At 72.6% G+C, this 12727-nt stretch carries 13 protein-coding genes; 12 read left to right on the forward strand and 1 reads right to left on the reverse strand.

Annotated features, from left to right (window positions below; translation table 11 throughout):
• Positions 1 to 66 precede the first annotated feature (66 nt).
• The 12 genes from gatC (at position 67) to ASF17_RS01685 (ending at position 10926) form a co-directional block, all read left to right on the forward strand.
• Positions 67 to 366: an Asp-tRNA(Asn)/Glu-tRNA(Gln) amidotransferase subunit GatC gene (gene gatC / locus ASF17_RS01630; protein ID WP_055794582.1), complete on the forward strand. Its 300-nt coding sequence runs from the start codon at positions 67 to 69 to the stop codon at positions 364 to 366.
• Positions 367 to 368: 2 nt separating this feature from the next.
• Positions 369 to 1919, forward strand: coding sequence for an Asp-tRNA(Asn)/Glu-tRNA(Gln) amidotransferase subunit GatA (gene gatA / locus ASF17_RS01635; protein WP_055794584.1), 1551 nt, complete (start codon positions 369 to 371; stop codon positions 1917 to 1919).
• Positions 1919 to 3418: an Asp-tRNA(Asn)/Glu-tRNA(Gln) amidotransferase subunit GatB gene (gene gatB / locus ASF17_RS01640; RefSeq protein ID WP_055794585.1), complete on the forward strand. Its 1500-nt coding sequence runs from the start codon at positions 1919 to 1921 to the stop codon at positions 3416 to 3418. Before gatA ends, gatB begins: the two co-directional genes overlap by 1 nt.
• 49 nt (positions 3419 to 3467) lie before the next feature.
• Positions 3468 to 4217 (forward strand): hypothetical protein, encoded by a 750-nt coding sequence (locus ASF17_RS01645; RefSeq protein WP_055794587.1) that lies wholly within the window; start codon positions 3468 to 3470, stop codon positions 4215 to 4217.
• The gene (locus ASF17_RS01650) at positions 4210 to 5046 is read left to right on the forward strand and encodes a DUF3097 domain-containing protein (RefSeq protein WP_055794589.1); all 837 of its coding nucleotides are present in this window, start codon (positions 4210 to 4212) and stop codon (positions 5044 to 5046) included. The genes ASF17_RS01645 and ASF17_RS01650 overlap by 8 nt, the downstream gene beginning before the upstream one ends.
• Positions 5047 to 5124: 78 nt before the next feature.
• Positions 5125 to 5769, forward strand: coding sequence for a hypothetical protein (locus tag ASF17_RS01655; RefSeq protein ID WP_055794592.1), 645 nt, complete (start codon positions 5125 to 5127; stop codon positions 5767 to 5769).
• 25 nt (positions 5770 to 5794) lie between these two features.
• Entirely contained in the window at positions 5795 to 6199 is a 405-nt protein-coding gene (locus ASF17_RS01660) for a DUF3054 domain-containing protein (RefSeq protein WP_055794594.1), read from the forward strand.
• Positions 6200 to 6289: 90 nt separating this feature from the next.
• A complete protein-coding gene (locus tag ASF17_RS01665) occupies positions 6290 to 7009 on the forward strand; it encodes a DedA family protein (RefSeq protein ID WP_055794596.1) in 720 nt (239 codons plus the stop codon).
• 99 nt (positions 7010 to 7108) lie between these two features.
• Positions 7109 to 7888 (forward strand): hypothetical protein, encoded by a 780-nt coding sequence (locus tag ASF17_RS01670; protein WP_055794598.1) that lies wholly within the window; start codon positions 7109 to 7111, stop codon positions 7886 to 7888.
• A 121-nt stretch (positions 7889 to 8009) separates the two neighbouring features.
• Positions 8010 to 9017, forward strand: coding sequence for an SDR family oxidoreductase (locus ASF17_RS01675; protein ID WP_055794600.1), 1008 nt, complete (start codon positions 8010 to 8012; stop codon positions 9015 to 9017).
• Positions 9014 to 10480 carry a phytoene desaturase family protein gene (locus ASF17_RS01680; RefSeq protein WP_055794602.1) on the forward strand — a complete coding sequence of 489 codons (1467 nt, stop codon included), beginning with the start codon at positions 9014 to 9016 and terminating at the stop codon, positions 10478 to 10480. Before ASF17_RS01675 ends, ASF17_RS01680 begins: the two co-directional genes overlap by 4 nt.
• Entirely contained in the window at positions 10477 to 10926 is a 450-nt protein-coding gene (locus ASF17_RS01685; protein ID WP_055794604.1) for an SRPBCC family protein, read from the forward strand. Before ASF17_RS01680 ends, ASF17_RS01685 begins: the two co-directional genes overlap by 4 nt.
• A 55-nt stretch (positions 10927 to 10981) precedes the next feature.
• Here ASF17_RS01685 and ASF17_RS01690 read toward each other — a convergent pair whose 3' ends face one another.
• Positions 10982 to 12664 (reverse strand): long-chain-fatty-acid--CoA ligase, encoded by a 1683-nt coding sequence (locus tag ASF17_RS01690; protein ID WP_055794606.1) that lies wholly within the window; start codon positions 12662 to 12664, stop codon positions 10982 to 10984.
• Positions 12665 to 12727: the final 63 nt, after the last annotated feature.

A 12727-nucleotide genomic window follows, 5' to 3' on the forward strand; every position in this document is an offset into this window, starting at 1 on the left:
GCCGCCCCGTAGAATCGTCGGCGACCCCCAAGCGCTGTACCCCACACGAATCTGTGACGGAGCACCATGTCTGACATCACGCGCGAGCAGGTCGAGCACCTCGCCGGTCTCGCCCGCATCGCCCTCACCGCCGACGAGATCGACACCATGACCCGGGAGCTCGGGCAGATCGTCGACAACGTCGCCAAGGTGGCCGAGGTCGCCACCGACGACGTGCCGGCGACGAGCCACCCGATCCCGCTCGAGAACGTCTTCCGCCCCGACGTCGTCGGCGAGACGCTGACCGCCGAGCAGGCGCTGTCCGGAGCCCCCGACCACGACGGCTCGCGCTTCCGGGTGAGCGCCATCCTCGGAGAAGAGCAGTAGAGATGACCGACACCGCAAGCCTCATCCGCCTCAGCGCGGCCGACCTGTCCACGAAGCTCGCGACGGGCGAGGTCTCGTCGGTCGAAGCGACGCAGGCCCACCTCGACCGCATCGCCGCCGTCGACGGCGACGTGCACGCCTTCCTCCACGTCAGCGACGCCGCGCTCGCCACGGCCGCCGACGTCGATCGTCGTCGCGCCGCCGGCGACGCGCTCGGCCCGCTGGCCGGTGTGCCGATCGCCGTGAAGGACGTCCTCTGCACCATCGACATGCCCTCGACCTCGGGCAGCCGCATCCTCGAGGGCTGGATCCCGCCGTACGACGCGACGGTCGTCCAGAAGCTCCGCGCCGCCGATCTCGTGCCCCTCGGCAAGACCAACATGGACGAGTTCGCGATGGGCTCGTCGACCGAGTTCTCGGCCTACGGTCCGACCCACAACCCGTGGTCGCTCGACCGCATCCCCGGCGGGTCGGGCGGTGGCTCGGCGGCGGCCGTCGCGGCCTTCGAGGCTCCGCTCGCGCTCGGCAGCGACACCGGCGGTTCGATCCGCCAGCCGGGTGCCGTGACGGGCACCGTCGGCGTCAAGCCCACCTACGGCTCGGTCAGCCGGTACGGCGCGATCGCGCTCGCCAGCTCGCTCGACCAGGTCGGTCCGGTCAGCCGCACCGTGCTCGACTCGGCTCTGCTGCACGACGTCATCAAGGGGCACGATCCCCGCGATTCGACCTCGCTGCGCGACGAGTGGCCCTCGTTCACCGAGGCCGCCCGTGCCGGTCTCGCCGGCGGTGCGCTGAAGGGCGTGCGGATCGGCGTCGTGAAGGAGCTGAACGGCGAGGGGTTCCAGGGCGGAGTCAAGACGCGCTTCTCGGAGGCCCTCGAACTGCTGACGGGCGCCGGCGCCGAGATCGTCGAGGTGTCGGCCCCCAGCTTCGAGTACGCGATCAGCGCCTACTACCTGATCCTCCCGGCGGAGGCGTCGAGCAACCTCGCGAAGTTCGACTCGGTCCGCTTCGGCATGCGCGTCGTCCCCGAGGGCGGCGGAACCGTCGAGGACGTCATGGCCGCGACCCGCGAGGCCGGGTTCGGCCCCGAGGTCAAGCGCCGCATCATCCTCGGCACGTACGCGTTGAGCGCGGGCTACTACGACGCCTACTACGGCAGCGCTCAGAAGGTGCGCACGCTCGTGCAGCGCGACTTCGCGAAGGCGTTCGCCGACGTTGACGTGCTCGTCTCGCCGTCCGCGCCGACCACGGCGTTCCCGCTCGGTTCGAAGATCGACGATCCGCTGGCGATGTACCTGAACGACATCACGACGATCCCGGCGAACCTCGCCGGCATCCCCGGGATCACGGTCCCCATGGGACTCGCCCCGGAGGACGGCCTCCCGGTCGGTCTCCAGTTCATGGCGCCGGCCCGACAGGACGCCCGCCTCTACACCTACGGCGCCGCCCTCGAGCAGCTGCTCGAGCAGAGCTGGGGGCGCACCCTCATCTCGCGCGCCCCCGATCTCAGCAGCACCGAGCAGAACGCCGCCACCGAAGGAGTCATCTGATGGCCAAGGCAGACCTGATGGACTACGACGAGGCCCTCGAGAAGTTCGAGGTCGTCCTCGGCTTCGAGGTGCACGTCGAGCTGGCCACGAAGACGAAGATGTTCTCGGATGCGCCCAACTTCTTCGGCGGCGCCCCGAACACGAACGTCACCCCGGTCGACCTCGGACTCCCGGGCTCGCTGCCGGTGGTCAACGAGCAGGCCGTGAGGTACTCGATCAGCCTCGGACTCGCGCTCGGGTGCTCGATCGCCGAGAGCTCGCGGTTCGCTCGCAAGAACTACTTCTACCCCGACAACCCCAAGAACTACCAGGTCAGCCAGTTCGACGAGCCCATCGCCTCGGAGGGCGAGGTCGAGGTCGAGCTGCCCGACGGGACCGTCTTCCGGATCCCGATCGAGCGGGCCCACATGGAGGAGGACGCCGGCAAGCTGACGCACGTCGGCGGCTCGACGGGTCGCATCCAGGGGGCCGAGTACTCGCTCGTCGACTACAACCGCGCGGGCATCCCCCTCGTCGAGATCGTCACCAAGCCCATCATCGGCGCGGGCGCCCTCGGCCCCGAGCTCGGCGCCGCCTACGTCTCGACCATCCGCGACATCGTGCGGTCGCTCGGCGTCAGCGAGGCGCGGATGGAGCGCGGCAACCTGCGCTGCGACGCCAACGTGTCGCTCCGCCCGCACGGCCAGGAGAAGCTCGGCACCCGGACCGAGACCAAGAACGTCAACTCGTTCCGCTCGGTCGAACGCGCCATCCGGCACGAGATCCAGCGTCAGGCGGCGATCCTCGACGGTGGCGGGACGATCACCCAGGAGACGCGTCACTGGCACGAGGACACCGGTCGGACCTCGGCGGGTCGCCCCAAGAGCGACGCCGACGACTATCGGTACTTCCCCGAGCCCGACCTGCTTCCGGTCGTGCCGCCGCGCGAGCTCGTCGAGGAGCTCCGCCTCGCGCTCCCCGAGGCTCCGGTCGCCCTGCGGCGTCGCCTGAAGGCCGAGTGGGGCTTCGCGGACCTCGAGTTCCAGGACGTCGTCAACTCGGGTCTCCTGACCGAGCTGGTCGAGACCGTCCAGGCTGGTGCGACGCCGCAGGCGGCCCGCAAGTGGTGGACGGGCGAGATCGCCCGTCTGGCGAACGCCCGGGGCGTGGAGGCGTCGAGCCTCGTCTCGCCCCTCCACGTCAGCGAGCTCATCGCGCTGGTCGAGTCGGGCGACCTGACCGACCGGCTGGCGCGTCAGGTGCTCGAAGGGGTCGTGGCCGGCGAGGGGTCTCCCGTCGAGGTCGTCGAGAAGCGCGGCCTGAAGGTCGTCTCGGACGACGGCGCCCTGATCGCCGCGATCGACGAGGCCCTCGCCGGGCAGCCGGACGTGCTCGCGAAGATCCGCGACGGCCGGGTGCAGGCGGCCGGCGCCGTGATCGGTGCGGTCATGAAGGCCATGAGGGGCCAGGCCGACGCGGCCCGCGTGCGCGAGCTGGTGCTCGAGCGCGCGCAGGCCTGACGCGCGGCGGCATGGTCGTCGTCGTCCGATCCCGAGGCGGAGCCGCCGGATGAGCGCGCCCCGCTGGATCCGCCCCGCCGCCCCCGTCGGGGTGGCGGTGGCGGGTCTGGTCGTGGTCATCGTGGCGGCGTCGTCGCTGCTGCCGGACAGGGTCACGATCATCCGTTCCCCCGGCGGGGGAGGAGCGGCCTTCGCCAGCCGAGACGACCTCCTGCTCGTCACAGCGGCCACGGTCCTCGCCCTCGTCGTCGTCTATCTCCTCTCGGCGGCGGCGCTGGCATGGACGCCGGTGCGCCACCTGCTCGTGCCCCGCGGAACCCACTGGAAGCACGCGTCGCGGCGTCGCGAGCTCCGCCGGAGGCTGGCCGTCTACCTGGCCCGCAGCACGGCGGCGGCCCTCTGGTTCGTCGCAGCGCTCGTCGTCGTCGCCCTCCTCGGGCAGGACGGCGGGATCGCCGGGTCGTGGTGGATCCCCCTGGCCCTGTCGATCGTCTACGTCGTCGGCATGCTCGTCTGGTTCACCTGGGTGCTCACCGCCGGCTTCACCCCGCCGCGCTCGACCGAGCGCCGGGTCCCGACCGAGCGGTCGGCGTCGCGCGACGAGCCGAGGGGCCCGCGCGGGATCGTCGCGACGTCGGCGCCGGGGGCCGGGTCGCGCGAGGTCGCGGGAGGCGCCGGCAGGACTCCGGCACCGCGCCCGGCCCCGCGCCCCGGCGAGGCGTCCTCGCCTCCGACGAAGGGGCCGCCGCGCCCGTACCAGCCCCGACCACAGCAGAGAGGCCTCCCTCCCCGTGACTGACGACCGATACGGCGACGACGTCCTGAGCGGCGACTGGAAGCGCTCCGCGCGTCCGGTCGCGACCCCGACCGACGCCGTCCGCGACCTCGTCGTCGAAGAGCTCGGCAGCGGATTCACGGGCGCGATCGTGCGGGTCTCCTCCGGCCTCGTCGAGCTGGAGGACTGGAAGGGGCGGGTGAGGGCGTTCCCGTTGTCGGGCTCATTCCTGATCGACGGTGCGCCGGTGGCGCTCCGCGTGCCGCGTGCCGCGCCGGCGGGCCGGGCCCGCACGGCGTCGGGCTCGTTCGCCGTCGACGGCGCCCGCGCGCGCGTCGCTCGCGAGAGCCGCATCTTCGTCGAGGGCCGCCACGACGCCGAGCTCGTGGAGAAGGTCTGGGGTTCGGACCTCCGCATCGAGGGGGTCGTCGTCGAGTACCTCGAGGGCGTCGATCACCTGGCCGAGGTGCTGGCCGGATTCCGCCCCTCGTCGACGCGCCGGGTCGGGGTCCTCGTCGACCACCTCGTCGCCGGATCGAAGGAGAGCCGGATCGCCGAGTCCGTCATGCGGGGCCCCGCCGCCGAGAGCGTGCTGGTCGTCGGCCACCCGTTCGTGGACGTCTGGCAGGCCGTGAAGCCCGCGCGGCTCGGTCTCTCCGCCTGGCCGACGGTGCCCCGCTCGATCGAGTGGAAGCACGGCATCTGCGACGCCCTCGGCTGGCCTCACGACGATCAGGCCGACATCGCCGCCGCCTGGCAGCGGATCCTGTCGCGCGTGCGGACGTTCGCCGACCTCGAGCCCGCCCTGCTCGGTCCGGTCGAGCGCCTCATCGACTTCGTCACGGTCGACTGACGTCGGACGGGCGTCGGCCCCGGGGAATCGCCCGGGCGGACCGCGCCATCTCCGGCGGATGCCCGTAGATTCGACGGCATGGCCGATTCGATCGAAGGGCGCGTCCAGAGCGCCGTCGACGCCTGGCTGCGCTGGCTGCCCCGGTGGCGCATCGGCACCGCGCGCGGCCGGACCCGGGTCTGCCGCCTCTGCTTCGGCTCGCCGGTCGCCACGGCCGCCGGCTTCGACCGCGACGTGCCCCACGCCGTCCAGCACGCGCTGCTGAACCGACTCCGCCACATCGTCGACGACGAGGTCGAGGCGTACACGGCGCGCAACCTGCCGCTCGTCGATCGCGAGCTGCGCCGGGACGCCGAGAGCGCCGACGAGAGCGCGTATCGACCCGATGTCGGTCTCGATCTCGAGTTCGAGGGACTCGACGTGGACCCCGAGCCCGATCCGGGTCAGCCGTTCCTGTTCACGCTGGCCGGCCTCGCCGAGGAGGACGCGCCTCCTGCCGGGTCCCGACCCGGCACCCCCGTCGAGTACACGGACGAGGCGAAGGAGGCGCTGCGCCGGGAACTGGCGCTGGCCGACGACCACGCGCACTCGGTCGGCACCACCGTGTGCTTCGCCCTGGTCGAGCAGCGGGGACGCATCGGCGACGCCGTCGAGCGCCTGGTCGACCCGCAGATCGACGACCTGCTGTCGGAGCTCTCGCAGACCCTCGAGCAGCCCTCGTGACCCCGTCCCCTCTCGGAAGGCTCCCATGACCACCCGTCCGGTCCGCACCCGACGTCCCCGCGCCTCCTGGTGGGCGCTCGTCGTCGATCTCGCGCTCGTCCTGGTGTTCGTGCTGATCGGGCGCAGCAGCCACGCCGAGGCGCTCGACCCGCTCGGGGTCCTGACGACGACCTGGCCCTTCGCCGTCGGCCTCGTCGTCGGCTGGGCGAGCGTCCTCGGCGTCGGATGGCCGCCGGCGGGTCCGCGGGCCGGTCTCGTCGTCTGGGTCTCCACGGTCGTCGTCGGCGTCCTGCTGCGCGTCGCCTCGGGTCAGGGGATCGAGCCGAGCTTCGTGGTCGTCACGGCCGTCGTGCTCGGGGTGCTCCTGGTCGGCTGGCGGCTCGTCGCGGGGCTCGTCGGGCGTCGCCGGGGAAGCGGCCGCTCGGCCTGACGCGGGCGGTCCCCTCCCAGGCAGGCCCGGCATACTCGACCTGCCGATCCGAGCCCGACCCGAGCGGGACCCGAACCGACCCAGGGATCCATGACCTCCTCCGCCGCCCCGAGCGCCCTCCTGTCCGCCGCCTCCGCCCCCGGATCGCTGACCGAGAGCGGGGGCATCGTCGGCATCGCGTCACGGGTCATCGACGCGCTCGGCGAGTGGGGCGTCGGCCTCCTGACGTTCATCGAGACGATCTTCCCGCCGATCCCGAGCGAGCTGATCCTGCCGCTCGCCGGCGCTCTCGCCGGAAGCGGCGACATGAACATCGGGCTGCTCATCGTCGTCACGACGCTCGGCGCGTACGTCGGCGCCCTCGTGCTGTACCTGCTCGGGGCCAAGCTCGGCCTCGAGCGGAGCATCCGGTGGCTCTCGAAGCTGCCGCTCGTCGAGCGCGAGGACTTCGACAAGGCCGCGGGGTGGTTCCACCGCCATGGTCGCTCGGCCGTGTTCTTCGGGCGCTTCATCCCCGGCGTCCGCAGTCTCATCTCGCTGCCGGCCGGCGCCGACCGCATGCCGCTGGCTACCTTCTCGCTCTTCACGATCGTCGGCAGCGGCATCTGGAACACCCTCCTCATCGCCCTGGGCGCCGCCCTCGGAACGCAGTACGAGCTGATCGACCAGTACGCGAAGTACCTCGACTACATCGTCTACGGAGCGATCGCCGGGGTCGTCGTCTGGCTCGTGATCCGCGCCCTGCTCCGGCGACGGCGGCGCGGTGCGGACGCCGGGCCGACCCGGCCCCGCGACGACGTCCACGGCTGATCCGCACGGCGCGCTCAGGCGGCGGGGGGCGCCGGGTCCTACTGTCGTGCGTGCGGCTGCTTCCGCACCGCGCACACCGACACGGAACGGAACGCATCGATGGGATTCCTCGACAGGCTCCTCGGCCGAGACGACCAGCGACCGGATCAGCCCGGCGGCCGACCCGCGGCCGACCCGCGGCCGTACGGTCAGCAGTCGTACGACCAGCCGTACGGTCAGCAGTCCTACGACCAGCCGTACGGTCAGCAGCCCCCTGCCCGGCCCGGCACGGCGGCCCCCGCCCGCAGCGACGACGAGATCGCCGTCGAGCGCTACCGCTATCTGCTGCGAACGGCGCCGCCCGAGACCATCGAGCAGGTGCACGCCGAGGCGTTCGAGAAGCTCACGCCCGAGCAGCGACGACTCGTGTTCGACGAGCTCAGCGCCCAGTCGCCCGAGGGTGAGCGTCCGCGCGGCGACGACGCCGGTTCGCTCGCGCAGGCCGCCACCCGCTCGGAGCTCCGTCAGCCCGGAACGCTCGAGCGGACGCTCGGCGGCGGCGGTGGCCCGGGGCAGCAGGGCGGCGCCGGGCGTCGCGGACCGGGCATGGGGTCGATGATCGGCGGATCGCTTCTCGGCACGGTCGCGGGCTTCGTGATCGGCTCGGCCCTCGTGAGCGCGTTCCTGCCCGACGCCGGGGCCACGGCCGAGGGCGGCGAGGGCGACGGCGGCGGCGAGGGCGACACCGGCGCGGACTCCGCCGACGCGGGAACGGAGACGGCGGGCGCCGACTCCGGCGCGGGCGACGGAGGCGGGGACTTCGGCGGCGGTGACTTCGGCGGCGGCGGGTTCGGCGGCGGCGACTTCGGCGGGGGCGACTTCGGAGGCTTCGACATCTAGCACCGAGCGGCCGGCGCCACGGTGACCACCGAGGAGGCGCGACTCACGTGAGTCGCGCCTCCTCGGTCGTGAACGACTACCGTCGGAGACCCGTGAACGCGAGGATGAGTCGAGGAGAAGCATGAGCACCAGCAGGATCGCCGTCGTCACCGGAGGAACCGCCGGACTCGGCCGGGCCACGGTCCGGGAGCTCGCCGCCCGCGGCTGGGACGTCGCCGTCCTCGCTCGCGGCCAGGACGGCCTGGACGGCGCCGTCGCCGACGTGGAGGCCGCAGGGCGTCGCGCGCTGGGAATCCCGACCGACGTCGCCGACCGTCTGCAGGTCGAGGCCGCCGCGGACCGGGTCGAGTCGGAGTGGGGCCCCATCGACCTCTGGGTGAACGACGCCATGGTCGGGGTCTTCGGGGAGTTCCTCGAGACGGACCCGGACGACTTCGAGCGCGCCACCGCCGTGAACTACTTCGGCTTCGTCAACGGCACACGTGCCGCGCTCTCGCGGATGGTCCCGCGAGACGCCGGTCACGTCATCCAGGTCGGTTCGGCTCTCGCCCACCGGGGCATCCCCCTGCAGGCCGCGTACTGCGCGGCCAAGCACGCCGTCCAGGGGTTCACCGAGTCGGTCACGACCGAGCTGCTGCACAACGACAGCGCCGTCCGGATCTCGACCGTCGACATGCCGGCCCTCAACACGATCCAGTTCAACTGGGTGCGGACGACCCTGCCCGAGCACCCCATGCCCGTCGCGCCGATCTACGAGCCCGAGGTGGGGGCCCGGGCCATCGCCGACGTCGCCGACAAGCCCCGCCGCCGGTCGTGGATCGGCGAGCCCACCCTGGGGACGATCCTCGGCAACCGCTTCGCCGCGGGATTCATGGACGTCTTCCTCGCGAAGACCGGGTACTCCGGTCAGCAGGCGCCTCAGAAGAAGGAGCCGATGCTCCCCGACAACCTCTACGAGCCCACGGCCGGGGATCACGGCGCGCGGGGGATCTTCAGCGACATGGCTCACAGGACGAGCCCTCAGATCTGGTACACGCGCAACCGCGGGGTGAGCCGGGGCATCGCCGTCGCCGCCGCCCTGGGCGCGGGTCTCGCGACCGTCCGGGCGGTGTCGGGGCGGAGCCGATGAGTCGTCCCTTCGACGCCTCCGTCGTGGGGGCCGGCCCGAACGGGCTGGCCGCGGCGGTCGTGCTCGCCCGGGCGGGGCTGAGGGTCCAGCTCGTCGAGCGGGCGTCGACGCTGGGGGGCGGCACGCGAACGTCCGAGCTGACGCTGCCCGGTTTCCGGCACGACATCTGCTCGGCCGTGCATCCGATGGCGATGGCGTCCGGGTTCTTCCGGCGGTGGGGTCTCGAGCAGCGGGTCGAGATGATCGTGCCCGAGATCTCGTACGCCCACCCGGTCGACGGCGGCACGGCCGGCGTCGCCTACCGCGACCTCGATCGCACCGTCGACGGCCTCGGCGTCGACGGGCGGACCTGGCGCCTGATGTTCGAGCGTCTCGTCGAGCTCGAGGCGGAGATCTCGCAGTTCACGCTCTCGCCGATCCTCCAGGTGCCGAGACACCCCGGCGCCGTCATCGAGTTCGGCCTGAGGATCCTCGGGCAGGGCGGGCCCTGGTGGGACGCGGGGCTGCGCACACGGGAGGCGCGCGCCCTGCTGGCGGGCGTCATGGCGCATGCCATCCGGCCGATGCCGAGCCTGTCGGCCTCCGCCGCGGGTCTCACCCTCGCGGTCCACGGCCACGGGCGGGGCTGGGCCCTGCCCCGCGGCGGCAGCCAGTCGATCGCCGACGCCCTGGCCGCCGACCTGCTCGCGCACGGCGGGGTCATCGAGACCGACACCGAGATCACCGACCTCGGACAGCTCGACAGCGACGTCGCCCTGCTCGACGTGACGCCCCGTCAGCTGATCTCGATGGCCGGCCCGCGCCTCCCCGACGGCTACCGCCGCCGTCTCGAGCGGTTCCGATACGGAGGAGGCGCGTCGAAGGTCGACTTCGCCCTCAGCGGTCCGGTGCCCTGGGCCGTCGACGCCCTGCGCGGGTCGCCCACCGTGCACCTCGGCGGCGATCGCGCCGACGTCGCGCGAGCCGAGCACGACGTGGCCCACGGGCGGGAGTCCGACGACCCGTTCGTCCTGGTCGTCCAGCCGAGCGTCGTCGACGACACCCGGGCGCCCGAGGGACAGCACTCCCTGTGGACCTACGCGCACGTGCCGTCGGGGAGCACCCGGGACATGACCGAGGTCATCACCGCGCAGATCGAGCGCTTCGCCCCCGGCTTCCGCGACGTCGTCCTGGCGTCGCACTCGTTCAGCGCCGACGAGCTCGAGGCCCACGACCCGAACTACATCGGCGGCGACATCGCCTCGGGAGCGCCGAGCCTCCGCCAGCTGGTCGCTCGACCCGTCGTCTCGACGGAACCGTGGCGGACCCCCGTGCCCGGGGTGTACCTCGCCTCGTCGTCCGTCCCGCCCGGCCCGAGCGTGCACGGCATGGGCGGCGCCTACGCCGCCCGGAGCGCGCTGCGCCACGAGTTCGGCATCACCCGCCTGCCCCGCCTGGGGCCCGACGATACGGAGAAGAAGTGAGCATCGAGGAGAGGTTCATCGACGCGTCGCCCGACGACGTCTTCCGGGTGTTCGGCGACGGCTGGTCGTATCCCAGCTGGGTCGTCGGCGCATCACGCGTCCGCGCCGTCGAGCGGGCCTGGCCCGAGGCCGGGGCGAAGATCAGCCACTCGTTCGGCGTCTGGCCGGCGGTCATCGACGACACGACGAGCATCGTCGAGTGGGAGCCGCCCCGTCGCGTCGTCCTGATCGCCCGCGGGTGGCCCATGGGGGAGGCACGGGTCGCCTTCGCCCTGAAGCCCGTCTCGGGCGGCACCCACGTCACGATGACCGAGGACGCCGTCTCCGGTCCGGGCGCGCTCGTGCCCCGGGCGATCCAGGCGCTGCTGCTCGGTCCGCGCAACCGCGAGACGCTCCGTCGACTGGGGTGGCTGGCCGAGGGGTACCGCGAGGGGACGACCGACTAGGACCACGCGCGGGGCCCCGATGCGCGGGGCCCCGCCGCGGGGCGGCTCGCGTCGGTCAGTGCCCGAGCAGCTCGTCCCGCACCTTGCGGCGCAGGACCTTGCCGATGAGCGACGTCGGCAGGGCGTCGACGACGACGATGCGACGGGGAACCTTGTAGGGCGTGAGGTGCTTGCGGGCGAAGGCGCGGAGCTCGGCGACGTCGACCTGCGCGCCCGGTGCGACGACGATCGCCGCGGCGACCTGCTCGCCCCCGGGGCTGGGCATCCCCACGACGGCGGCGTCGACGACGCCGTCGAAGCGCGTCAGCACCTCCTCCACCTCGGAGGGCGACACATTGAAGCCGCCGGTGATGATGAGCTCCTTGATGCGGTCGACGACCCGGACGAAGCCGTCGTCGTCGAGCGTCACGATGTCGCCCGTGCGGAACCAGTCGCCGTCGACGAACACCTCGCTCGTCGCCTGCGGCTTGCGGTAGTAGCCGGTGAACACCTGGGGGCCGCGCACGATCAGCTCGCCCGACTCGCCGGCGGCGACGTCGACCGTCGGCTGGTCGGGGTCGACGACGCGCACCTCGGTGCTGGGCAGCGGCAGTCCGACCGTCCCGGCGCGGCGGGTGGGCCCGACGGGATTGGCCATCAGCACGGGGGAGCACTCCGAGAGGCCGTAGCCCTCGACGAGCCAGCCGCCGCTCTCGGCCTCCCACGGCTCGACGACCTCGGCCGAGAGGGGCATGGCGCCCGAGATCGCGACCTCGACGCCGCGGAGCGAGACGCTGGCGTCGTCGGCCGCCTTGCGGAGGCGCGTGTAGATCGGCGGGACGGCCGGCAGGAAGGTCGGCGGTCGCTTCTTCATGACCTTGAGCACGAGCGCCGGGTCGAAGGCGGGGAACAGCACGAGGCGCGCCCCCATGCTCATCGCGAAGGTGAGGCAGAGGGTCAGACCGTAGGCGTGGAACATCGGCAGGACGGCGTAGACGGTGCAGGCGCCCTGCTCGATGGTCGGCACCCAGGCCCGCGACTGCGCCGCGTTCGAGAGCAGGTTGCGGTGCGTCAGCTGCGCGCCCTTCGGCGTGCCGGTGGTGCCGCTCGTGTACTGGATGACCGCGAGGTCGTCGGTCTCGGGGCGGGGGTGCTTGGAGCGGATCGGGCGCGAGCCGACGACGTCCTCCCACGGGGTCGTGTCGCGGACCGGCGTGAAGAGGCGCTCGCGGGACTCTCGCGCCTTGGCGATCGGCAGACGGAGGGCGAGTCGCGTGCCGAAGGGCATGGCCTTCGTCACGTCGACGGACACCACGTGGTCGACGGCGACGTCGTCGGGGAACGCCTGGATCGTGTCGACGACCTTGTTCCAGGCGATGGCGATCTTGGCGCCGTGGTCCTCGAACTGGTGACGCAGCTCGCGGGGCGTGTAGAGCGGGTTGTGCTCGACGACCACGGCGCCGAGACGCAGGACGGCGTAGAACGCGACGACGTGCTGCGGGCCGTTCGGCAGCACGAGGGCCACGGTGTCGCCGTGGCCCACGCCGAGCTTCCGCAGTCCCTCGGCCGCCCGGGCGATCTGCTCGACGAGCTCGGTGTACGAGGTCGTGGCCCCGAAGTACTCGAGCGCCACCGCCTTCGGGTAGCGCTTCGCGCTGCCGTCCACCAGGTCGAGGAGAGAGCCCGTGACGGGCTCGATCTCGTGCGGGACGCCGGGGGCGTAGGAGTCAAGCCAGGGACGCGGGGTCTCGATGGTCACCCCCTCACTCTAGGGCGAACGAGGCCGTTCGATCGTGCGCTCCGTGCAGCGTCGGTCGGGGCG

Source organism: Frigoribacterium sp. Leaf263, from assembly GCF_001422285.1.
Taxonomy (GTDB): domain Bacteria; phylum Actinomycetota; class Actinomycetes; order Actinomycetales; family Microbacteriaceae; genus Frigoribacterium.

Coding starts and splice junctions, on each gene's coding strand:
- ASF17_RS01645 (WP_055794587.1), top strand. CDS start 3,468: ATGAGCGCGCCCCGCTGGATCCGCCCCGCCGCCCCCGTCGGGGTGGCG.
- ASF17_RS01680 (WP_055794602.1), top strand. CDS start 9,014: ATGAGTCGTCCCTTCGACGCCTCCGTCGTGGGGGCCGGCCCGAACGGG.
- ASF17_RS01675 (WP_055794600.1), top strand. CDS start 8,010: ATGAGCACCAGCAGGATCGCCGTCGTCACCGGAGGAACCGCCGGACTC.
- gatB (WP_055794585.1), top strand. CDS start 1,919: ATGGCCAAGGCAGACCTGATGGACTACGACGAGGCCCTCGAGAAGTTC.
- gatC (WP_055794582.1), top strand. CDS start 67: ATGTCTGACATCACGCGCGAGCAGGTCGAGCACCTCGCCGGTCTCGCC.
- ASF17_RS01655 (WP_055794592.1), top strand. CDS start 5,125: ATGGCCGATTCGATCGAAGGGCGCGTCCAGAGCGCCGTCGACGCCTGG.
- ASF17_RS01665 (WP_055794596.1), top strand. CDS start 6,290: ATGACCTCCTCCGCCGCCCCGAGCGCCCTCCTGTCCGCCGCCTCCGCC.
- ASF17_RS01660 (WP_055794594.1), top strand. CDS start 5,795: ATGACCACCCGTCCGGTCCGCACCCGACGTCCCCGCGCCTCCTGGTGG.
- ASF17_RS01670 (WP_055794598.1), top strand. CDS start 7,109: ATGGGATTCCTCGACAGGCTCCTCGGCCGAGACGACCAGCGACCGGAT.
- gatA (WP_055794584.1), top strand. CDS start 369: ATGACCGACACCGCAAGCCTCATCCGCCTCAGCGCGGCCGACCTGTCC.